Origin of the sequence: Pseudomonas sp. LTJR-52, from assembly GCF_003691465.1 — a bacterium.
GTDB lineage: Bacteria > Pseudomonadota > Gammaproteobacteria > Pseudomonadales > Pseudomonadaceae > Chryseomonas > Chryseomonas luteola.
On the sequence record NZ_CP033105.1, the window covers coordinates 2,018,079 to 2,036,409 of the forward strand.

Genomic DNA, 18,331 nt, shown 5'->3' on the forward strand with positions numbered 1-18,331 from the left:
ATATAAGGTCCGGTTGTTAGGGTTTCAATCAATCGACTATTTCAAACTATGTCGTTTTGTTGGCAGGTCTGAGTAAAAGACGCGTCAACAGCACCACTCGTTCGCTATCGCTTTCTGCCAGAGCGTCCCGTAGATGCTGGGCTAGGGTAGAACGTTGACGTCTCACACTAGGCGGAAGCGCTTCTGCTTCCTTAAGTAAATGGGCGTGACTCGCTGAAAGACGTAGAAACGCTTTTTCGGTCAGGATGGCCTGGTCAAGTGCATCATAACCAAGGTTAGTGGTGTAGCGCAGATAGTCCTCTTCAGCGAGCCAGAGCAGCGCGCTAAAACAGCTCTGATGTCTAACACTGGGAAGCCCGAACTGGTCGGGCTCCTCGCGTCCAATCAGATCTTCGACATAGAGCGTCGCCTTGCGTGGAAAGCTTTGATAAAGCGCCAGCAGGCCTTTCGCTGCATCCTTGTAGAAGTCTTCGATATGGAGGTCCATGGGACTACTGCCGGTAATGTTTGAGGAAATTGCCAATTCGGCCAATAGCCTGTTCAAGGTCATCCACGCGTGGCAGGGTCACTACACGGAAGTGGTCAGGCCAAGGCCAGTTGAAGGCGGTACCTTGAACGATAAGCAATTTTTCCGAAAGCAGAAGATCCAGAACAAACTTTTCATCATTGTGGATTGGGCAAGCCTTTGGATCGATCCTGGGGAAGGCATATAGCGCCCCCATAGGCTTTACGCAGCTTACGCCGGGGATGTCGTTCAATAGCGCCCAGGCACGGTTGCGCTGTTCCAGTAAACGCCCGTTGGGCAGTACCAGGTCATTGATGCTCTGGTAACCGCCCAGAGCGGTCTGAATGGCATGCTGGCTGGGCACGTTTGCACATAGGCGCATGTTGGCAAGGATATCAAGCCCTTCGATATAGCTCTGAGCTTTATGTTTAGGGCCGGAAATGGCAACCCAGCCCGAACGGAAGCCTGCCACGCGGTAAGATTTCGACAGACCGTTAAACGTCAGGCACAGGACATCGGGCGCAAGCGAAGCCGTTGAAATATGCACTGCTTCGTCGTACAGGATCTTGTCATAGATCTCGTCCGAAAAAATGACGAGGTTATGCTGGCGCGCCAGCTCTACGATATCTTCCAGAACCTCTTTGGAGTACACGGCGCCCGTAGGATTGTTCGGGTTGATCAGCACCAAGGCCTTGGTATTGGAGGTGATTTTGCTGGCCATGTCTGAAAGGTCCGGAAACCAGTCCGACTGCTCATCGCATAGGTAGTGGACAGGTTTGCCGCCCGCCAGGCTGACAGCTGCAGTCCAAAGGGGATAATCTGGCGCCGGGATTAGAACCTCATCACCGTTGTTGAGCAGGGCCTGCATGGCCATGACGATCAGCTCGGATACACCGTTACCCAAATAGATGTCTTCAATGCCAACGCCCTCTACCTGCTTTTGCTGGTAGTACTGCATGACTGCCTTGCGCGCGCTGAACAGGCCCTTGGAATCGCTGTAACCTTGTGCGGTAGGCAGGTTGCGGATCACATCCTGAAGGATTTCTTCAGGTGCTTCGAAACCGAACGGTGCGGGGTTGCCAATGTTGAGTTTGAGGATGCGGTGGCCTTCCTCCTCCAGACGCTTGGCATGCTTTAACACTGGCCCACGAATGTCATAGCAGACGTTGGCTAGCTTGTTCGATTTACTGACCTGCATGTGTAACGGATCCCGGTTGGTAATAGCGAAGAGCGACCTGCGAAAGGTGCATGGTCGATGTCTGACTGTAGGTAGGCGTGCCTATCGGCTTGGCAGCGCCCTCAACGAGTGACAGACTGGAGGCAGATCATACGACTGCCCCTGCGTTTTCAAAAGAGACAGATGGGGCCTTTTCCATGGCGGAGGTGTTCATCCTATGGATAAAGTCATCAAATCCGAAGATGTTTGGCGTGACCAGCTGGATAATGACCAGTTTCGGGTGTGCAGGCTAAAGGCGACGGAAGCGCCGTATACAGGTAAGTATTGTGATACCAAGACGCCTGGGGTGTACCAGTGTGTCTGTTGTGGGCAAGCGCTTTTCGATTCGGAGACCAAATACAGTTCAGGCTGTGGCTGGCCCAGCTTTTATCAGCCCATCTCGAATGATGCCTTGCGAGAGGAAGAGGATTTTAGTCATGGGATGCATCGTATAGAGGTGCTTTGTTCGCGTTGCGATGCGCACCTGGGGCATGTGTTCCCGGATGGTCCACGACCGACGGGTTTGCGTTACTGCATAAACTCTGTTGCGCTGGATCTTGTCCCGCGTGATGAATAAAACAGACGCTCAAGCTGCGGAAGGCAAAAGCCTTTTGCAGATTCCGTTTACATTGATGAATGGGAAAGCGTGCTGCCTGGCTGATCTTTCTGCGCAAGCCTATCTGTTGGTCAACACTGCCAGTCGCTGTGGATTCACGCCTCAATACGAGGGGCTTGAGACGTTGTGGCAGGCTTACAAGGTTCAAGGGCTAGTAATTGTGGCCTTTCCATGTGATCAGTTCGGTCATCAGGAGCCTGCTGACAACGGTGAGATCGAACAGTTTTGCAAGGCCCGCTTTTGTGTCTCCTTTAACGTATCTCAAAAGATAGAGGTCAATGGTGCCGATGCCCATCCTTTATTCCAGGTACTAAAGGCGAAGGCACCGGGGGTGCTAGGTACGCAGCGTATAAAGTGGAATTTCACAAAGTTTCTGGTTAGTGGCGATGGTGAAAAGATCAAACGCTTCGCGCCGCTAGAGAAGCCTGCGTCGCTAAAGGGACAGGTAGAGCGGTTTCTTTCGCTGTGACTCGAATGTCATGCTGAATCTTGCGGCTCTCGCTATGTATAAAGGTGAGTCGCCGTTTTTGTGTAAGGATAAGTACGTGGAATCTAGACTCGATACATTTCTGGCACGTGCGGAAGGCGTGCTGGCCCGTTTGGAGCCTTTATTGCCAGCACTGCGCGAGCCGATTGATTGGTCTCAAACCGTTGCGGCTCGCTGGCGTCGTGAAGGGCGGGGAGGGTATCTGCAGCCTATTGAAGTCAATCTGGATCTGCGATTATCTGATTTACAGGGCGTTGATAGACAGCAGGTCCTGCTTGGGCAGAATACGCAGCAGTTTGTAGACGGCATGCCCGCCAATCATGCTCTGTTATGGGGCGCTCGCGGTACAGGCAAGTCATCCCTGGTCAGAGCATTGCTCGCTGAGTATGCACAGCGCGGATTGCGGCTAATAGAGATTGAGCGTGATCATCTGACAGATCTGCCACGTGTGGTTGCGCAAATCAGTAAACAGCCTCAGCGGTTTGTGTTGTTTTGTGATGATTTGTCGTTTGATGCCAGCAACGATGACTATCGAGTGCTGAAAAGCGTACTGGATGGCTCGCTTGAGCAGGCGCCTGATAACGTTCTGCTTTATGCAACTTCGAATCGCCGGCATTTGGTGTCTGAGCGACAAAGCGATAACGCTGACTGGGAGCGAAGTGCGGATGGCGAGCTACACCCTAGTGAGGCGGTAGAAGACAAGATCGCGCTCTCGGATCGATTTGGGTTATGGCTTTCCTTTTATCCTTTTACCCAGGATCAGTTTCTTCAGGTAACCAAGCACTGGGTCGAGGTATTGGCTACCCGCGCGCAGCTTGTGTGGCAGTGGAGTGAGGAAACTGAAAAGGAAGCTATTCGCTGGGCGCTCGGCCGAGGTAATAGAAATGGCCGCTGTGCCTATCAATTCGCCCGTCATTGGGTTGGTAAACAGCTTTTGGATGTCGCAAATGCGTGATTTGAGTGAAGTGGGAAACGATCTAGGTGGCTATGAGCTACTAGCGGCACAGTTAGAAGCGCTTCTTTCTGGCGAAAACGATTTTATCGCCAACGCCTCGCAGTGTTCTGCCTTTCTTTTCCATGAGTTGCCTGACCTAAACTGGGCGGGCTTTTATCTGTGCAAAGACAATGAGCTTGTGCTTGGTCCGTTCCAGGGCAAGGTTGCTTGCGTTCGCATACCCTTTGGGCGTGGTGTCTGTGGTACGGCGGCGCAAACGCGCGAGACGCAGCGCGTTGAGGATGTACATGTATTCGCGGGGCACATTGCTTGTGACAGTGCGTCAAACAGTGAACTTGTTATTCCATTGATAAAGAATGAACGTCTGATTGGTGTGCTGGATCTTGATAGCCCCAAGCTAGGTAGGTTCAGCCTGGATGATCAGAAAGGTATCGAGCGACTGGCAGCAATACTGCTAGCCGCAAGTGATTGCTGATAATAAAAGCGCAGCCCCTTGGGGCTGCGCTTTTATTGCTATTAGTCGTAGAGTGACTTCATAGGGGCATCTTCCTTCTCCATCTCCTCTAGCCCCTTTAATAGTTGCGTAGGTTCGCGGACCGGTTGCCCAGCACCAATTTCTCCCTTGATGACGCTGACTTGTTCATCAAGGTACTGAAGATGTTCATTGAACTTGTCTGAGTGAGGCTGTTTGCGGATATATTGAGCGGCTTTCTCAAATGCCTGTCTAGCAGGAGCCAGTTGTCCCTGATCAATAAACTGACGGCCCAGGTGATCAAAGAATTCGAAGTGAAGTAGCGTCATTAGCGCTCTTATTTCCTCGTCCCAATAACCAGCCTCTTTAGCCTCAATCAGTCCATTCTGGATGGCGTAGGTGATTTGTGCGTGTAAATTTTCAAGCTGCGCACGAACCTGCTTTGCCTTGGCTTCATTTGCGATAACCTGGGCTGCGTTTGTGATCTCGATTTGATCACCCTTGGCCAGCTCAGCTTCCAGATGATTCATGCGTGCAGCCAATACGGGAGTCTTCTCCTTATTAGGCATGCGCTGAAGAAGTGTCAGTTCAAGCCTTGATAGTAAAAGCTTGAGGGCAGGGGTCATCCATTGCCCCGGTAACGTGTCGGACAGCTGCTCATAGCGTCGGATGCGGTTAACCAGCTCCGCTTTCAAGCGTGTCTTTTCAAGCTGATGCGCTTCAAGCTTCTGGTTGAGAAAGCTGATGAAAATCAACAGTACAGCTCCCGTCACAACCAAAATGGCAATTATAGATACAGACATCAAGGCCTCCTGCTGGCCTGCGAGTCAATAAAACAAGTACTACTATATTGGCAGCGTGGCCATCTTCTTTAATGGCAAAGTCATTGATTTAAAAAAAATTTAAATAGGTGTTGACGGGTCTCGAATGTCTCTCTAGAATGCGCGCCACTTCAGACGCAAAGCTGAAAGCGAAGCGAAAGAGGTAGGAACTGTTAAAGCTCCAAGGCTGCGTCCCCTTCGTCTAGTGGCCTAGGACACCGCCCTTTCACGGCGGTAACAGGGGTTCGAGTCCCCTAGGGGACGCCATATGCGGGAATAGCTCAGTTGGTAGAGCACGACCTTGCCAAGGTCGGGGTCGCGAGTTCGAGTCTCGTTTCCCGCTCCAAGTTTTAAAGCATGGCATGCGCGGTGCTTGTGTTAATAGAAATATGCTTTGCATGTTTCAAGGGTTTGTCCCCTTCGTCTAGTGGCCTAGGACACCGCCCTTTCACGGCGGTAACAGGGGTTCGAGTCCCCTAGGGGACGCCATATGCGGGAATAGCTCAGTTGGTAGAGCACGACCTTGCCAAGGTCGGGGTCGCGAGTTCGAGTCTCGTTTCCCGCTCCAAATTAAAAACACCGCCTTCTTGGCGGTGTTTTTGTTTGTGCATCTTGTTTTTGATGAGGGCCTTTGTGACCCTCATCGCTTTATCTAATGAGTTTGTCCGTTGTCTGGAAGCAGCATCAATTGCTTCTCTTGATTCCAGTCAAAGGGCTCTCCAGCAGCCTCTGCTTCGAAGCGGCGCTCATCCAGTGCCTGGTAGCGGGCGATTTCCTCGTCAGGCATGAAGTGAAGACAATCTCCCCCAAAGAACCACAGCAGGTCCCTGGGTACCAGATGGGCGACCTGGGGATAGCGATGGAAAATCTGGCTGATCAGGTCCTGCCCTAGATAATGGTTTTCTTCCGGATGTTTGGGTAGCTCAGTCAAAAGCTCGTCGAAGCGGTCCAAGAATAGCCCGTGGTTATCTTCAGGAATCTGCTCTGACTCACCCAATGCGGCCAATATGGTCCGCAGGTGCGCCAAAAGCGCCATGTTGTGTTCCAAATAGTCAGTGGCCATGTGTATGTCCTATTCATATACAGTGGAGCAGTATAAAGGCGGATGGCCGGACTGTCTTTTCTCACCCGATTTGGAATGATGTGGGCTTACATTCGTCAAAGGTTGTAAATCGGGTATTGCACCCTCATTTAGCCCCTCTAATTTTCTGAAATTTGTGAGCGAGATGAACGAAGCTCTGTCCATACGGCAACTCACTAAAACTTACGGAAATGGTTTCCAGGCGCTCAAGGGGTTGGACCTTGATGTCAACGAAGGCGATTTTTTTGCGCTTCTCGGACCTAATGGTGCAGGAAAATCTACCACGATAGGTATTCTGTCCACGCTGGTGAATAAAAGCAGTGGTCAGGTTTCGGTCTTCGGACACGATCTGGATCGTGATCCGGCAGGACTCAAGCGCTGTCTTGGGGTTGTGCCCCAAGAGTTCAACTTCAATCAGTTTGAAAAGGCATTCGACATTCTGGTTACGCAGGCAGGCTATTACGGAATACCTGCCAGGCAGGCTAAGGAGCGTGCCGAGGAATACCTGACTCAGCTAGGGCTCTGGGACAAACGAGATACCCCGTCCCGTATGTTGTCTGGGGGGATGAAACGGCGTTTGATGATCGCCAGGGCGCTCATTCACAAGCCAAGGTTGCTCATACTGGACGAGCCTACTGCTGGTGTGGATATTGAATTGCGCCGTTCGATGTGGAGCTTTTTGACCACTCTCAATCAGCAGGGTGTCAGCATCATTCTGACGACGCACTATCTGGAGGAAGCAGAACAGCTGTGCCGCAACATTGCCATTATTGACCATGGCACCATTGTGGAAAACACCAGCATGCGTGAGCTTCTTCAGAAACTACATGTCGAGACATTCGTTCTTGATGTAAAGCAGGCGCTATCAGTTGCGCCCTCTCTTCAAGATTATCCGGTCAGGCTTATCACCAGTCACTCGCTTGAAGTGCAAGTCGACAAGAGTGTTGGAATCAATGGCCTGTTCACTCAGTTGAATGCTCAAGGCATAGACGTCATCAGTATGCGCAACAAGGCTAACAGGCTTGAGGAGCTGTTCGTGTCGTTGGTAGAAAAGAACTTGGCAAAGGTGGCGAGATGAAAACTGAAATAAAAGCCAACCTTATTGCCTTGCAAACGATTGTCCATCGGGAGGTGCGACGATTTACGCGTATTTGGCCGCAGACCTTGTTGCCTCCTGCGATCACTATGGCCCTTTACTTCGTTATCTTTGGCAATCTGATCGGTAGCCGAATAGGAGGCATGGGCGGGTTCTCCTATATGGAATACATTGTGCCGGGCTTGATCATGATGTCCGTTATTACTAATTCCTATAGCAATGTCGTATCAAGCTTTTTCAGTAGTAAATTTCAACGCTCTGTTGAAGAGTTGCTGGTCTCGCCTGTATCACCTCATGTCATTCTTATTGGTTATGCGTGTGGCGGTATCCTGAGAGGGCTGGCAGTAGCGGCTATCGTTACGGTTCTTTCTTTATTTTTTACCCATGTGCAGGTGCATCATTTAGGAATCACGTTGCTTGTGATCATCCTGACTGCTGCCATTTTTTCCTTGGGTGGTTTCATAAACGCGGTCTATGCCCGTAACTTTGACGATATCTCTATAGTGCCCACGTTCATCCTGACGCCATTGACTTATCTTGGTGGGGTGTTCTATTCGATCGATCTGCTACCGCCGTTCTGGCAGGGCATGTCGATGGCTAATCCCATCCTGCATATGGTCAATGCATTCCGCTATGGGATATTGGGCGTTTCAGACATCCAAATTGGTGTCGCAATTGGTCTTATGCTGATTGCTGCCGTTGTTCTCTATATATGCTGCATTCGTCTGCTGACGAGCGGGCGCGGCATGCGTCATTGATATATTGAGGACGCTATGGCGAGAGTACATCTGACATAGCGCGCCTCGGATTCTTGAGAAATTCTATGCAAACTGTCGATCATTCTCCGCTCGGTAAAACGAGCGAGTACGTGGATATCTATACGCCTTCGTTGCTGTATCCCATACCGCGTAGCCCTAAATGGACCGAATTGGGGCTTACAAGAGAAACGTTACCTTACTGCGGTATGGATATATGGACGTGTTATGAGTTGTCCTGGCTGAATTCAAAAGGTAAGCCTGTCGCTGCTATTGCCGAGTTCTCCATACCGGCCAACTCGCCAAATATCATTGAGTCCAAATCATTCAAGCTGTATCTGAACTCACTCAATCAGACAGCATTCGAAGGTCCTGAGGCGCTCACTGAGGTTTTAACAAGGGATCTGTCTCAGGCAGCAGGAGACCACGTTGGGGTTTTGGTAAAGCCAATAGATTTAGTAGCCAGGGAAGGGTTTGTTACGCCCCTTGGAAGCTGTATTGATGAGCTAGATATTGAGGTGCAGCACTACGATGTGCCTAGACCGGATTTATTAAAAGCTTTACCTGGTCAGCTTGTGAAAGAGTCGCTTTATAGTCATCTGCTTCGCTCCAATTGCCCGGTTACGGGGCAGCCGGACTGGGGAAGCGTCGTGATTGAGTATGAGGGCAGAGCAGTACTTGATCGGGCGTCATTGCTCGCTTACATCATCTCTTTCAGGCGCCATGCAGATTTTCATGAGCAGTGCGTCGAGCGCATGTTTCTTGATCTACGTAGCGTGCTGGAGCCGGAATCGCTTACTGTTTATGCGCGGTATGTGCGGCGGGGAGGGCTTGATATCAATCCTTATCGAAGCACTCATGCCGCACATCTGCCGGTAGCAGGGCGCTTGGCCCGTCAGTGATGTCAGATACCCATGCTCGCAAGGCTCTGCATGATCGAGCGGAGGGTGTTCGCTACTCTGGGGTGGCTGACTTCAAACCGCTCGACTGCCAGATTTACGCCATCGACGAGATTGGAATCCGGCTTGGTCGAGTCTTCGTGAGCAAGCTGGAGTTCTATATCCCTGATTAACAGTTCTAGCGAGGCGCGATCTTCCTCGCTTTCAGGAGGGCTTGTCTTGAGCTGGTGCTGTAGTTCGATCAGCTCCTGTTGCAGGCGAGAGGCGGGCATACGTTTTCTCCTTTTGAAGCGTACCCACCTGTAGACCTAATTGAGTGATCAAAGGTCAATAAGGCAAGTTGTTTCATCCGTAACCAATTGCAAAGACATCGCGGTTATAATTTTGCCACTCTGCCAGTAAGACTGGACAAACTCATCAGGAGAATATGATGCCGTTTAGCAAAGGAGCATGGAGTACCCGTATTGGCGGCATTGCCTTTGGCGCAATGTTGACTGTCGCGAGTACCGCTGTGTTGGCTGCCTCGGAAGATGATCCATGGGAAGGGGTCAACCGAGGTATTTTCCGTTTTAATGACACGCTTGATACCTATGCGCTGAAGCCTATCGCACAGGGTTATAACAAGATCACACCTGACGTCGTGCAAACGGGAGTCAGTAATGTTTTTCGTAACATTGGTGATGTTGGCAATTTAGCTAATGACGTTTTGCAGGCAAAACCGTATGCCGCCGGTGTAGATACCGCACGTTTGCTCATGAACACCACGCTGGGTGTATTGGGTATATTTGATGTGGCGACTCATGCGGGACTGACGAGAAATGACGAAGATTTCGGTCAGACAGTAGGTCATTGGGGCGTTGGTAGCGGCCCGTATGTCGTCTTGCCTTTCCTGGGTCCCAGCACAGTACGTGATGGACTAGGCCGAATTCCTGATTCCTATGCGTCGCCATACCCCTATATGGGTGATGTAGCGGCGAGAAATTCGGCATTTGCGCTGAGTGTAGTCGATACACGCGCTAACTTGCTTGATGCCGAGAAAATGATTACAGGCGACAAGTACATCTTTATCCGTAACGCTTACTTACAAAGTCGCGAATACAAGATTAAAGACGGTAATGTGGTAGACGACTTTTAAGAGGACTCATCACGTCAGGCAGCAGGTCTCTGCTTGACGTGATGCTGATCTGTGATCTAATTCATGGAAAGGATGCTGAGTCCTAGCAGTTGACTCCCTTGTTCCAAAGATGTGACGCGAATCACTTCGGCTTCGGCTTCTAGCCCTTGTAGCTCCGGGTGTTCAGAGGGGATCACTACGATCACTTTGTCTCCTTCCTTGACGTGACTCTTAGCTTCGATCTGAAGCCCTGTGCTCGACAAATCACGGCAAATTGCGTCTATTTCTTCGCCATTTGTCCGAAGAATAGCCTTGGAATCAATCTGCATTCTAATAAAGTCGCGCTTTTCGCTGTACGAACGATCGCTTAAGCTCATTGGAACAAGTCTCTCAATAAAGGTACTTCGCAAGTAAACGAAACCATATAGCCTCAGCCTCAAGGCCTTGTAAAGCTGGCCTCAGCCGTTTGGATAGAAGGGGCGCTTGAACGGCTCGGCTGATGGGAGTAGTGTCTGCGCCGTATTAAAAATAGTACCTATTGCGTGCACCCTGGCCTGATCCAAAAGACCATCTCATAGGGATACGCATGCCTGGATAGTTTATGCCTAATCCCAGCGCCACACTTTTGATTATCGATGATGATGAGGTTGTACGCCTGAGTCTGGCGGACTATCTCGAAGATAGCGGCTTTACGGTCTTACAGGCTTCGAACGGCATGCAGGGTTTGCAGGTCTTCGAGCGTGAGCAGCCGGATCTCATTATCTGCGACCTTAGAATGCCTCAGCTGGATGGGCTTTCCTTGTTACGGCGTATTTCGGAAATGTCGCTCGATACGCCTGTCATAGTCCTCTCGGGCGCAGGGGTAATGAGTGATGTTGTCGAGGCGCTGAGACTGGGCGCGGCCGACTATCTCATCAAGCCTCTTGAGGATCTGGCTGTTCTAGAACATTCGGTTATTCGGGCGCTCGACCGTGCAAGGCTTCGCCTTGAAAATGATCGTTATCGCATCAAACTGGAAAATGCCAATCGAGAGCTTCAGGCGAGCCTGAGTCTTTTACAGGAGGACCAGAATGCCGGCCGGCAAGTGCAAATGAATATGCTGCCGGTAACACCCTGGGAAACCAATGGTTTGAATTTCGCTCACCAGATCATTCCATCTTTGTATCTCTCTGGTGATTTTGTCGATTATTTTCGCGTTGATGAGCACCGTATCGCTTTTTATCTGGCAGATGTTTCCGGGCATGGAGCGTCGTCAGCGTTTGTAACGGTGTTGCTCAAGTTTATGACGACGCGGCTGTTGTATGAATCTCGTCGTAATGGCACTCTGCCTGAGTTCAGGCCTTCCGATGTGCTAGGGCATATCAATCGCGGCTTGCTGAACTGTAAGCTGGGCAAACACGTTACCATGTTGGGTGGCGTGATCGATGAAGACAGTGGCGTACTTACTTACAGTATTGGTGGGCATTTGCCGCTTCCTGTGTTGCACACAGCAGAAGAGACATGCTTTTTGCAGGGAAAGGGGTTTCCGGTTGGCCTTTTTGAAGAGGCCAGCTATTCAGACCATACTTTGGAGTTACCCGCCAGTTTCAGCCTTGCGCTGTTTTCCGATGGGATTTTTGATTTATTACCTGGAGAGAACTTGAAAGCGAAAGAGGCTTCTTTACCTGAACAGGTCCGCCTGGCCAATGGGACGCTAGGTGGGATTTCGAAACAGCTTGGACTGGCCAACTTGGGCGAGATGCCGGATGATATCGCCATGCTGGTGTTAAGCAGGAACCTTGCATGAGTGCCGGTAAAATCCAGTTCGCTGAAATGAATGGCACCTTTGTGCTCAAATTCATCGGCGAGGTGCGCTTGACATTATGCTCGGCGCTGGATGCCACTATTGAGCAGATCTTTTCTGCGTTGAATTTTTCATCAATCGTAATCGATCTGATCGACACTAAAAGTATCGATAGTACGACGCTAGGCCTATTGGCAAAGCTCTCTATTCTTTCACGTCAAAAGATTGGCCTATTGCCAACATTGGTCACCACCAATCCAGATATCACACGATTGTTGGATTCGATGGGTTTTGATCAGGTATTCAATATCGTGAATCAGCCCGTGCCATGTTCGGACTGTCTGCATGACCTCCCCCCGCAGGATGAGTCTGAGGAAGTCGTCAGGGATAAGGTGCTAGAGGCTCATCGTATACTGATGAGTTTGAATGAATCCAATCGTGAAGCATTCAAGGACCTAGTCAATGCTTTAGAAAAGCATTGACCAGGTCTGGCATTACTTCTTGGCGCTAATCAGGCCTTCCAGTTTTTCCTGATCACGAGCGAATTGGCGGATGCCTTCCGCCAGTTTCTCGGTGGCCATGGCGTCTTCATTCAAAGACCAGCGGAAAGCACTTTCGTTAAGGGAATGCAACGGCTCGGCTGTGCCGCCTGCTACCAGGTTACGCTCAAGCGTGCCTTCATCTTCAGACAGGCTCTGTAGTAGTTCTGGGCTGATCGTCAAGCGATCACATCCTGCCAATTGTTCGATTTGGTTGAGGTTACGGAAACTTGCACCCATCACCACGGTTTCGAACTTGTTGGCTTTGTAGTACTGATAAATACGGGAAACTGACTGTACGCCTGGGTCTTCCTTTCCAGTAAAGTCACGGCCTTCAGCTTTCTTGTACCAGTCGTAGATACGGCCAACGAATGGAGAGATCAGGAAAACACCAGCATCAGCGCAAGCTGCCGCCTGGGCAAAGGAAAAGAGCAAAGTCAGATTAGTTTGAATACCATCTTTTTCGAGCTTTTCAGCAGCGCGAATGCCTTCCCATGTGGAGGCAATTTTAATGAGTACTCGGTCTTTGCTGATTCCGGCTTTCTCGTACAGGTCAATCAAGCGCTCTGCACGGCTCAGGGTTGCATTTGTATCAAACGAAAGCCTGGCATCGACTTCAGTCGAAATGCGACCCGGAATGACATTAAGAATTTCCTTGCCAACAGCAACCGCAAACTTGTCGCAAGCCAGGCCGATATCGTCACCCGTATCGTTGAGGGCGTCGCCTAGCAGTTGAGCGTAGCGGGGCAATGCTGCCGCTTTCAGCAGAAGGGAAGGGTTGGTCGTAGCATCGACAGGCTTCAGACGCGTGATAGCGTCCAGATCACCTGTATCGGCTACTACTGTAGTGTATTGCTTGAGTTGCTCTAGCTTGTTCATGCTTGCTATCGATCCTCACGTAGTGATTAGAGTGTTTGACCAGATTCAATGACCTTCCAAGAGTTCAGTGGCTTGGTCAAATATACGTAGCGGTTCCGAGCTTTTATGCACATCTACTGAGAGTAGCTGCCTGAAGCGGCGCCCTCCCTTAATTCCCTGCGAAAGGCCCAGAATGTGCCGGGTTATGTGATGCATGGCGCCGCCTGACGCCAGATGCTTGTCTATATAAGGACGAAGCGACTGTAACACCTGGTGCCGAGTCGTAATGGCACGGTCATCACCGAACACTAATTGATCCACAGACGCCAGAAGATACGGGTTGTGATAAGCCTCACGGCCAAGCATGACGCCATTGAAAGTCTTCAGGTGAGTCTGTGCTTCTTCCAAGGTCTTAATGCCGCCATTCAGAATGAATTCAAGATCTGGAAAATCATTCATCAGTTGTGCGGCTACGTCATAACGCAGCGGCGGGACTTCACGATTCTGCTTGGGAGACAATCCTTCCAGAATGGCAATGCGTGCGTGTACGGTAAAACTATTGCAGCCCGCTTCGTTGACGGTGGTAATGAACTCCTGCAGCTGATCATAGCTGTCTCGGCCATTGATCCCAATACGGTGTTTTACCGTAACGGGAATACTTACCGCGTCGCGCATTGCCTTTACGCAATCAGCCACCAGTTGAGGGTGAGCCATCAGGCAGGCGCCAATCATGTTATTCTGTACCCTATCGCTTGGGCAGCCAACGTTCAGGTTGACCTCATCGTAACCTGCTGCTTCGGCTAGGCGAGCACAGGCTGCCAGCTCATGCGGAGTACTGCCGCCTAGCTGCAGCGCGATAGGGTGCTCACTTTGGTCGTACGCTAAAAAGCGTGCCGGGTCGCCTCGAAGCAAGGCGCCTGTTGTTACCATCTCGGTGTAAAGCAGGGTTCGCTTCGAAAGCAGGCGCATGAAAAAGCGGCAATGCTTGTCCGTCCAGTCCATCATTGGCGCAACGGAGAAGCGGCGTGACAGTGTAGAATGCTTGTTCAAGGCTGGGTGAGTGTTCGAGGCGGTCATGAGGTGTTCCAGTTACTACGTTACAGCCTGCTCCAATACGACATCGGAAATAGAGGTCAGTAACTTCGGCGAGCTTGAGCGCTAGCTTATCAGGAAAGCCTGCATCGGATCGAAGATCGGTATCTTATCCTTGGCTACGCGTGCTTTTTAATTCAGAAGACGCCAAAAAGACGAAATACCTCATATTCCAGCGAACTCTATAGGGGTACGCTTTGTCTTGTCGGTAGCATCATGAATGTTCGTATCGGTATCCTTTCCAAACTCCTGTATTCTAGATCTGATTTATTAACCATATGGTCGGTTTGTTTTTCTTTGCGCCGACTGTATAAGCCTTATTTCATGCCACGAAGAGATTCGCTGTGATACTGACCATGCCCTCAGACAAGCTCAAAGCCTGGGGCGCCCATGGCGTCACCGCCACGGGTGTTGTCCTGGCGTTGCTTGCAACACTTGCCCTGTTTGATAATCAGCCTAAAGAATGCCTGCTGTGGCTCGGTGCTGCCCTGATTGTAGATGGTCTGGACGGAACCCTGGCGCGCAAGCTCAATACCAAATCTGTTCTGCCCCATTTCGACGGTTCAGTACTTGATCTGGCGATTGACTACCTTACGTATGTCTTCATTCCGGCGTTGTTCATTTACAAGTACATACCTTTACCAAGCTACACCGCGCTCTTTACCGTTTCAGTGATTCTAGTGTCTTCCTTGTTCTGTTTCTGTAACGTGAACATGAAGAGCAGCGATAACTACTTTGTAGGCTTTCCAGCAGCCTGGAATGTGGTGGCGCTTTATTTGTATATCCTGTCGCCAGCACCGTGGCTGACGCTATTGGGCGTTATTGTGCTGGCGATGCTGACTTTGACGCGCATGAAATTCTTGCACCCTTTCCGAGTGCGCAAGTTCATGCCTATCAATATTGCAGTAACGTTCGTCTGGCTGCTGTGCAGTATGTTGCTGATTCTTAATCATCCTGACCATAGTCCAACTTTGTTGGCAATCTGGTTTGCCATGTCTGGATACTTCATTGGAATCTGCATTTGGCGCTCGGCCATTGAGTGGTTTGGTCACCTGCGTGCTTAAGCGCTAGAATCGCCTTTGCCTAAAAGCCTCGCTCATGCGGGGCTTTTTATTGCTCATGAGTTTTGATAATGAAAGTGTCGGTCGTATAGAAATCATTGGCCTTGAACACCTGTCGAGTGATCAGGTCTATCTTTGACGAGGCAATGCTTCGAAGTGAAAAGAAGACCAATAATTTAAGACGAGGACTGCTATGAAAACCAAAGCACTAGCCGTATTGGCGTTGACGGGGTTGATGTCTGTGACTGGCATGGCATTGGCTGAGGATAAGACAAGCCCTAACTCTGCCGGCATGGGGACGCCTGACGGATCATCCACGGGTAAAGGCGCCGGCGCTGATGTGGGGGGTGACGTCACGCCTTCACCAAAAGAAGAGCAGGGCGATAAAAGCGATAAGTAAGGTATATAGATTTAAAAGCTCAAGTTTCTAATACGGGGAACTTGAGCCTGTTTCGTGGTCAAAGCTGCGTGTTTAATCGAGTGAGACGGTTCATGAGTTCTACAGATAAAGTGGTATTAATCGTAGAGGATGAACCTCAGGTCTTGTTAATACTCGTTGATTACCTTACTGAGCTTGGTTATAAGGTGCTTCAGGCGCCTTCATCGACCGAAGCCTTTCTTATTCTGGCTACAAAGCCTGACCTTGATCTTCTGATCACTGATTACAGATTGCCTGATGGCGTGTCGGGCGTAATGATTGCCGAGCCGGCACTTAAGCTACGTCCTGACCTAAAAGTAATGTTTATCAGTGGCTATCCGGCTGAAATCATGGATACAGGCAGTCCTTTGATTGGGACAGCTCCAGTATTGGCCAAGCCTTTTGCTTTGGACAAGCTGCAGGACTATATCCAGCGGCTCCTGGCTTAACGCTGCTTTTAGTTGATCTAACCTTCTGCCGACAACAGTCGATGCTCTGCCATGGCATGGTGATCTGTTGTGTTGTACTAACAGATACTTATTCTTTTATACCTCAGGCAGATCGTTTCCTAGCCTTATCAGTCTACTAAGTATCCGGTTGGCTTGTGGACGCCAACGTTAATGTGGAGAGGACTGTATCTATGGCAATCAAGCATTTCGAACATTTCGAAGCGATTTCATCGGCCGTACCTGCGCAAGACGGCTTTGAAGCCGTGATTGGCGTTAAGGCCCGAGAGGAGGGAAGTCAGCCTCATTTTCACCGTGTAGCCACCGAGCGGCATTTCGACTTGGCATCCGAGGCTGAAGAAGCTGCTGACGCAGCGCTTAGTCGGGTAGTTGAAGTCGCTGAGGATGGCGGTCTTATCTGGGAAGAAAGTACCCGCTGAGCGAGGAAGCTCTATGGATCCGGTTGATAAGGGAAAAACGCCTGGTCTTACCGCCGAGGAAGAGCAGGATGTTAGTGAGAACCAGCCGCCCCGCGCGGCGGTTCTCCATGAAACGATCAGAAAGCAAGGCGAACAGGAGCTTGAGAGAAGTAGCAGTGCGCTTTTCTGGTCCGCTCTGGGCGCAGGGCTAACTATGGGCCTTTCGCTGATAGCGATGGGGCTCTTGAATTCTCACCTTCCTGAGGGAGAGACAAGCAAGATTATTTCGAGCTTTGGTTACTCGGTGGGTTTTCTGGCTGTCATTCTGGCTCGACAACAGCTTTTCACCGAAAACACTATCACGGCAGTACTTCCTGTAATGACGCAGCCGTCATTACATATGTTCAAACAGTTGCTGCGGCTATGGGGCATCGTTCTTATAGGTAACTTGATTGGTACATCGCTCATTTCCTATGTCGTGCTTCACCTTCCGCTATTCGAACCCAAAGTGGACGCGGCCTTTTTGGAGATTGGCCGGAAAGTAATGGAAAATGGCGTGCCGGAGATGTTCTCGAAAGGAATCATTTCCGGATGGATGATTGCAACCATGGTCTGGATGATATCGTCAGCGGAGCAGGCCAAGATCTGGATAATCATTGCGATCACCTATCTGATGGCCTTGGGCGATTTCACCCATATTATCGTGGGATCGGCTGAGGTGGCTTATCTAGTGTTTTCCGGCGAGCTTTCATGGACAGAGTTTGGGCTTGTCTTCGCTGGACCTACCTTGGCAGGTAATATTGTAGGCGGAACGTTTATTTTTACTCTTCTTAGCCATGCCCAGATACGGAGCGATACGCCATAAAAAAGGCCCCTTAGGGGCCTTTTTTATGTTTACATCACTCTTCTATCTGACCCATGGCGGTAGTGTTGAAGCCGCCATCGACATAAAGAATTTCGCCGCTGATGCCTGATGCTAGGTCCGAGCACAGGAAGGCACCGGCGTTGCCGACCTCTTCGATGGTCACATTGCGACGCAGAGGGGTTTGGCGTTCGTTAGCCGCAAGCATCTTGCGGAAGCTCTTGATACCCGATGCTGCCAGGGTGCGAATGGGGCCAGCCGAGATGGCATTGACGCGAGTGCCTTCCGGGCCAAGGCTGCCTGCCAGATAGCGGACACCTGCCTCAAGGCTGGCCTTGGCCATGCCCATGACATTGTAGTTGGGCATGGTGCGCTCGGCACCCAGATAGGACAGGGTCAACAAGCTGCCGTTGCGGCCCTTCATTATTTCGCGTCCCGCCTTGGCCAGCGCAACAAAGCTGTAGGCACTGATGTCGTGAGCGATACGGAAGCCTTCACGGGTTGTCACTTCAGTAAAGTCGCCGTCCAGCTGATCGCCGGGTGCAAAGCCAACAGAATGAACGATGATGTCCAGGCCGTCCCACTTCTTGGAGAGCTCTGTAAACACCGCTTCGATTTCTTCGTCTTTGGCAACATCACAAGGGAAGCACAAATCGGCATTGGAACCCCAGCCAGCCGCGAACTCTTCAACGCGGGACTTGAGCTTGTCGTTCTGATAAGTAAAGGCCAGTTCGGCACCTTCACGGTGCATCGCAGCAGCGATACCGGAGGCAATGGATAATTTGCTGGCGACGCCTACGATCAGGACGCGCTTACCGGCGAGAAATCCCATGTGT

Annotated in this window: 24 protein-coding genes and 4 tRNA genes; 19 read left to right on the forward strand and 9 right to left on the reverse strand. The window is 50.6% G+C overall.

Annotated elements, in window-relative coordinates:
* Positions 1-46 precede the first annotated feature (46 nt).
* Both EAW52_RS09385 and EAW52_RS09390 read right to left on the reverse strand, forming a co-directional pair.
* A complete protein-coding gene (locus EAW52_RS09385) occupies positions 47-487 on the reverse strand; it encodes a hypothetical protein (RefSeq protein ID WP_010794892.1) in 441 nt (146 codons plus the stop codon).
* A 4-nt stretch (positions 488-491) separates the two neighbouring features.
* A complete protein-coding gene (locus tag EAW52_RS09390) occupies positions 492-1,703 on the reverse strand; it encodes a pyridoxal phosphate-dependent aminotransferase (protein ID WP_122042216.1) in 1,212 nt (403 codons plus the stop codon).
* Between the two features lie 196 nt (positions 1,704-1,899).
* Here EAW52_RS09390 and msrB point away from each other — a divergent pair, with 196 nt between their 5' ends.
* From msrB to EAW52_RS09410, 4 genes are all read left to right on the forward strand, one after another.
* Positions 1,900-2,298 (forward strand): peptide-methionine (R)-S-oxide reductase MsrB, encoded by a 399-nt coding sequence (msrB, locus tag EAW52_RS09395; RefSeq protein WP_010794890.1) that lies wholly within the window; start codon positions 1,900-1,902, stop codon positions 2,296-2,298.
* On the forward strand, positions 2,291-2,806 hold the full coding sequence (locus EAW52_RS09400; RefSeq protein ID WP_122042217.1) for a glutathione peroxidase: 516 nt from the start codon (positions 2,291-2,293) through the stop codon (positions 2,804-2,806). The genes msrB and EAW52_RS09400 overlap by 8 nt, the downstream gene beginning before the upstream one ends.
* A 76-nt stretch (positions 2,807-2,882) precedes the next feature.
* Positions 2,883-3,779: an ATP-binding protein gene (locus EAW52_RS09405; protein ID WP_122042218.1), complete on the forward strand. Its 897-nt coding sequence runs from the start codon at positions 2,883-2,885 to the stop codon at positions 3,777-3,779.
* Positions 3,772-4,254 carry a GAF domain-containing protein gene (locus EAW52_RS09410; protein ID WP_010794887.1) on the forward strand — a complete coding sequence of 161 codons (483 nt, stop codon included), beginning with the start codon at positions 3,772-3,774 and terminating at the stop codon, positions 4,252-4,254. The genes EAW52_RS09405 and EAW52_RS09410 overlap by 8 nt, the downstream gene beginning before the upstream one ends.
* Positions 4,255-4,295: 41 nt before the next feature.
* Here EAW52_RS09410 and EAW52_RS09415 read toward each other — a convergent pair whose 3' ends face one another.
* On the reverse strand, positions 4,296-5,054 hold the full coding sequence (locus tag EAW52_RS09415) for a hypothetical protein (RefSeq protein WP_010794886.1): 759 nt from the start codon (positions 5,052-5,054) through the stop codon (positions 4,296-4,298).
* Positions 5,055-5,263: 209 nt separating this feature from the next.
* On the opposite strand from EAW52_RS09415, the gene EAW52_RS09420 reads away from it, so the two are divergent.
* From EAW52_RS09420 to EAW52_RS09435, 4 genes are all read left to right on the forward strand, one after another.
* Positions 5,264-5,339, forward strand: a tRNA-Glu gene (locus tag EAW52_RS09420).
* A 3-nt stretch (positions 5,340-5,342) separates the two neighbouring features.
* Positions 5,343-5,418: transfer RNA gene (locus EAW52_RS09425), tRNA-Gly, on the forward strand.
* A 67-nt stretch (positions 5,419-5,485) separates the two neighbouring features.
* Positions 5,486-5,561: transfer RNA gene (locus EAW52_RS09430), tRNA-Glu, on the forward strand.
* Positions 5,562-5,564: 3 nt separating this feature from the next.
* Positions 5,565-5,640, forward strand: a tRNA-Gly gene (locus tag EAW52_RS09435).
* Between the two features lie 84 nt (positions 5,641-5,724).
* Here EAW52_RS09435 and EAW52_RS09440 read toward each other — a convergent pair.
* Positions 5,725-6,135, reverse strand: a complete 411-nt coding sequence (locus tag EAW52_RS09440) for a PA2817 family protein (RefSeq protein ID WP_010794885.1) — start codon at positions 6,133-6,135, stop codon at positions 5,725-5,727.
* 163 nt (positions 6,136-6,298) lie between these two features.
* Between EAW52_RS09440 and EAW52_RS09445 the strand changes: the two genes are divergently transcribed.
* From EAW52_RS09445 to queF, 3 genes are all read left to right on the forward strand, one after another.
* Positions 6,299-7,231, forward strand: a complete 933-nt coding sequence (locus EAW52_RS09445) for an ABC transporter ATP-binding protein (protein WP_122042219.1) — start codon at positions 6,299-6,301, stop codon at positions 7,229-7,231.
* Positions 7,228-8,007 (forward strand): ABC transporter permease, encoded by a 780-nt coding sequence (locus EAW52_RS09450; RefSeq protein ID WP_122042220.1) that lies wholly within the window; start codon positions 7,228-7,230, stop codon positions 8,005-8,007. The genes EAW52_RS09445 and EAW52_RS09450 overlap by 4 nt, the downstream gene beginning before the upstream one ends.
* Positions 8,008-8,072: 65 nt before the next feature.
* A complete protein-coding gene (gene queF / locus EAW52_RS09455) occupies positions 8,073-8,906 on the forward strand; it encodes an NADPH-dependent 7-cyano-7-deazaguanine reductase QueF (protein WP_122042221.1) in 834 nt (277 codons plus the stop codon).
* Between the two features lie 2 nt (positions 8,907-8,908).
* Here queF and EAW52_RS09460 read toward each other — a convergent pair whose 3' ends face one another.
* Entirely contained in the window at positions 8,909-9,175 is a 267-nt protein-coding gene (locus EAW52_RS09460) for a DUF4404 family protein (RefSeq protein WP_010794881.1), read from the reverse strand.
* Positions 9,176-9,390: 215 nt separating this feature from the next.
* On the opposite strand from EAW52_RS09460, the gene EAW52_RS09465 reads away from it, so the two are divergent.
* Positions 9,391-10,038, forward strand: coding sequence for a VacJ family lipoprotein (locus tag EAW52_RS09465; RefSeq protein WP_122044758.1), 648 nt, complete (start codon positions 9,391-9,393; stop codon positions 10,036-10,038).
* Positions 10,039-10,094: 56 nt separating this feature from the next.
* On the opposite strand, the gene EAW52_RS09470 is transcribed toward EAW52_RS09465, so the two are convergent.
* Positions 10,095-10,394, reverse strand: coding sequence for a PilZ domain-containing protein (locus EAW52_RS09470; RefSeq protein ID WP_074823944.1), 300 nt, complete (start codon positions 10,392-10,394; stop codon positions 10,095-10,097).
* A 224-nt stretch (positions 10,395-10,618) separates the two neighbouring features.
* Between EAW52_RS09470 and rssB the strand changes: the two genes are divergently transcribed.
* Together rssB and rssC are read left to right on the forward strand one after the other, a co-directional pair.
* Positions 10,619-11,803 (forward strand): two-component system response regulator RssB, encoded by a 1,185-nt coding sequence (gene rssB / locus EAW52_RS09475; protein WP_122042222.1) that lies wholly within the window; start codon positions 10,619-10,621, stop codon positions 11,801-11,803.
* Positions 11,800-12,282 (forward strand): anti-sigma factor antagonist RssC, encoded by a 483-nt coding sequence (rssC, locus tag EAW52_RS09480; RefSeq protein WP_122042223.1) that lies wholly within the window; start codon positions 11,800-11,802, stop codon positions 12,280-12,282. Before rssB ends, rssC begins: the two co-directional genes overlap by 4 nt.
* Before the next feature lie 12 nt (positions 12,283-12,294).
* Here the strand turns inward: rssC and tal are convergent, their stop codons facing one another.
* Together tal and dusA are read right to left on the reverse strand one after the other, a co-directional pair.
* Positions 12,295-13,218 carry a transaldolase gene (tal, locus tag EAW52_RS09485; protein WP_010794876.1) on the reverse strand — a complete coding sequence of 308 codons (924 nt, stop codon included), beginning with the start codon at positions 13,216-13,218 and terminating at the stop codon, positions 12,295-12,297.
* Between the two features lie 45 nt (positions 13,219-13,263).
* On the reverse strand, positions 13,264-14,274 hold the full coding sequence (gene dusA / locus EAW52_RS09490) for a tRNA dihydrouridine(20/20a) synthase DusA (protein WP_122042224.1): 1,011 nt from the start codon (positions 14,272-14,274) through the stop codon (positions 13,264-13,266).
* A gap of 371 nt (positions 14,275-14,645) precedes the next feature.
* Here dusA and pcsA point away from each other — a divergent pair, with 371 nt between their 5' ends.
* The 5 genes from pcsA to EAW52_RS09515 all read left to right on the forward strand — a co-directional run bounded on the left by pcsA (position 14,646) and on the right by EAW52_RS09515 (position 17,498).
* Positions 14,646-15,353, forward strand: a complete 708-nt coding sequence (pcsA, locus tag EAW52_RS09495) for a phosphatidylcholine synthase (RefSeq protein WP_010794874.1) — start codon at positions 14,646-14,648, stop codon at positions 15,351-15,353.
* A gap of 190 nt (positions 15,354-15,543) precedes the next feature.
* On the forward strand, positions 15,544-15,750 hold the full coding sequence (locus tag EAW52_RS09500; protein WP_122042225.1) for a hypothetical protein: 207 nt from the start codon (positions 15,544-15,546) through the stop codon (positions 15,748-15,750).
* A gap of 92 nt (positions 15,751-15,842) precedes the next feature.
* Entirely contained in the window at positions 15,843-16,217 is a 375-nt protein-coding gene (locus EAW52_RS09505) for a response regulator (RefSeq protein ID WP_010794872.1), read from the forward strand.
* A gap of 191 nt (positions 16,218-16,408) precedes the next feature.
* Complete coding sequence (locus tag EAW52_RS09510) at positions 16,409-16,654, forward strand: hypothetical protein (RefSeq protein WP_122042226.1); 246 nt, start codon at positions 16,409-16,411, stop codon at positions 16,652-16,654.
* A 13-nt stretch (positions 16,655-16,667) separates the two neighbouring features.
* Entirely contained in the window at positions 16,668-17,498 is an 831-nt protein-coding gene (locus EAW52_RS09515; protein ID WP_122042227.1) for a formate/nitrite transporter family protein, read from the forward strand.
* 34 nt (positions 17,499-17,532) lie between these two features.
* On the opposite strand, the gene fabI is transcribed toward EAW52_RS09515, so the two are convergent.
* Positions 17,533-18,327, reverse strand: a complete 795-nt coding sequence (gene fabI / locus EAW52_RS09520; RefSeq protein WP_122042228.1) for an enoyl-ACP reductase FabI — start codon at positions 18,325-18,327, stop codon at positions 17,533-17,535.
* Positions 18,328-18,331 lie beyond the last annotated feature (4 nt).

Excerpts from the sequence above, each read along its gene's own strand:
- EAW52_RS09385 (WP_010794892.1), bottom strand. The coding sequence starts at position 487 with ATGGACCTCCATATCGAAGACTTCTACAAGGATGCAGCGAAAGGCCTG.
- EAW52_RS09390 (WP_122042216.1), bottom strand. The coding sequence starts at position 1,703 with ATGCAGGTCAGTAAATCGAACAAGCTAGCCAACGTCTGCTATGACATT.
- msrB (WP_010794890.1), top strand. The coding sequence starts at position 1,900 with ATGGATAAAGTCATCAAATCCGAAGATGTTTGGCGTGACCAGCTGGAT.
- EAW52_RS09400 (WP_122042217.1), top strand. The coding sequence starts at position 2,291 with ATGAATAAAACAGACGCTCAAGCTGCGGAAGGCAAAAGCCTTTTGCAG.
- EAW52_RS09410 (WP_010794887.1), top strand. The coding sequence starts at position 3,772 with ATGCGTGATTTGAGTGAAGTGGGAAACGATCTAGGTGGCTATGAGCTA.
- EAW52_RS09415 (WP_010794886.1), bottom strand. The coding sequence starts at position 5,054 with ATGTCTGTATCTATAATTGCCATTTTGGTTGTGACGGGAGCTGTACTG.
- EAW52_RS09440 (WP_010794885.1), bottom strand. The coding sequence starts at position 6,135 with ATGGCCACTGACTATTTGGAACACAACATGGCGCTTTTGGCGCACCTG.
- EAW52_RS09445 (WP_122042219.1), top strand. The coding sequence starts at position 6,299 with ATGAACGAAGCTCTGTCCATACGGCAACTCACTAAAACTTACGGAAAT.
- EAW52_RS09450 (WP_122042220.1), top strand. The coding sequence starts at position 7,228 with ATGAAAACTGAAATAAAAGCCAACCTTATTGCCTTGCAAACGATTGTC.
- queF (WP_122042221.1), top strand. The coding sequence starts at position 8,073 with ATGCAAACTGTCGATCATTCTCCGCTCGGTAAAACGAGCGAGTACGTG.
- EAW52_RS09460 (WP_010794881.1), bottom strand. The coding sequence starts at position 9,175 with ATGCCCGCCTCTCGCCTGCAACAGGAGCTGATCGAACTACAGCACCAG.
- EAW52_RS09465 (WP_122044758.1), top strand. The coding sequence starts at position 9,391 with ATGTTGACTGTCGCGAGTACCGCTGTGTTGGCTGCCTCGGAAGATGAT.
- EAW52_RS09470 (WP_074823944.1), bottom strand. The coding sequence starts at position 10,394 with ATGAGCTTAAGCGATCGTTCGTACAGCGAAAAGCGCGACTTTATTAGA.
- rssB (WP_122042222.1), top strand. The coding sequence starts at position 10,619 with ATGCCTAATCCCAGCGCCACACTTTTGATTATCGATGATGATGAGGTT.
- rssC (WP_122042223.1), top strand. The coding sequence starts at position 11,800 with ATGAGTGCCGGTAAAATCCAGTTCGCTGAAATGAATGGCACCTTTGTG.
- tal (WP_010794876.1), bottom strand. The coding sequence starts at position 13,218 with ATGAACAAGCTAGAGCAACTCAAGCAATACACTACAGTAGTAGCCGAT.
- dusA (WP_122042224.1), bottom strand. The coding sequence starts at position 14,274 with ATGACCGCCTCGAACACTCACCCAGCCTTGAACAAGCATTCTACACTG.
- pcsA (WP_010794874.1), top strand. The coding sequence starts at position 14,646 with ATGCCCTCAGACAAGCTCAAAGCCTGGGGCGCCCATGGCGTCACCGCC.
- EAW52_RS09500 (WP_122042225.1), top strand. The coding sequence starts at position 15,544 with ATGAAAACCAAAGCACTAGCCGTATTGGCGTTGACGGGGTTGATGTCT.
- EAW52_RS09505 (WP_010794872.1), top strand. The coding sequence starts at position 15,843 with ATGAGTTCTACAGATAAAGTGGTATTAATCGTAGAGGATGAACCTCAG.
- EAW52_RS09510 (WP_122042226.1), top strand. The coding sequence starts at position 16,409 with ATGGCAATCAAGCATTTCGAACATTTCGAAGCGATTTCATCGGCCGTA.
- EAW52_RS09515 (WP_122042227.1), top strand. The coding sequence starts at position 16,668 with ATGGATCCGGTTGATAAGGGAAAAACGCCTGGTCTTACCGCCGAGGAA.
- fabI (WP_122042228.1), bottom strand. The coding sequence starts at position 18,327 with ATGGGATTTCTCGCCGGTAAGCGCGTCCTGATCGTAGGCGTCGCCAGC.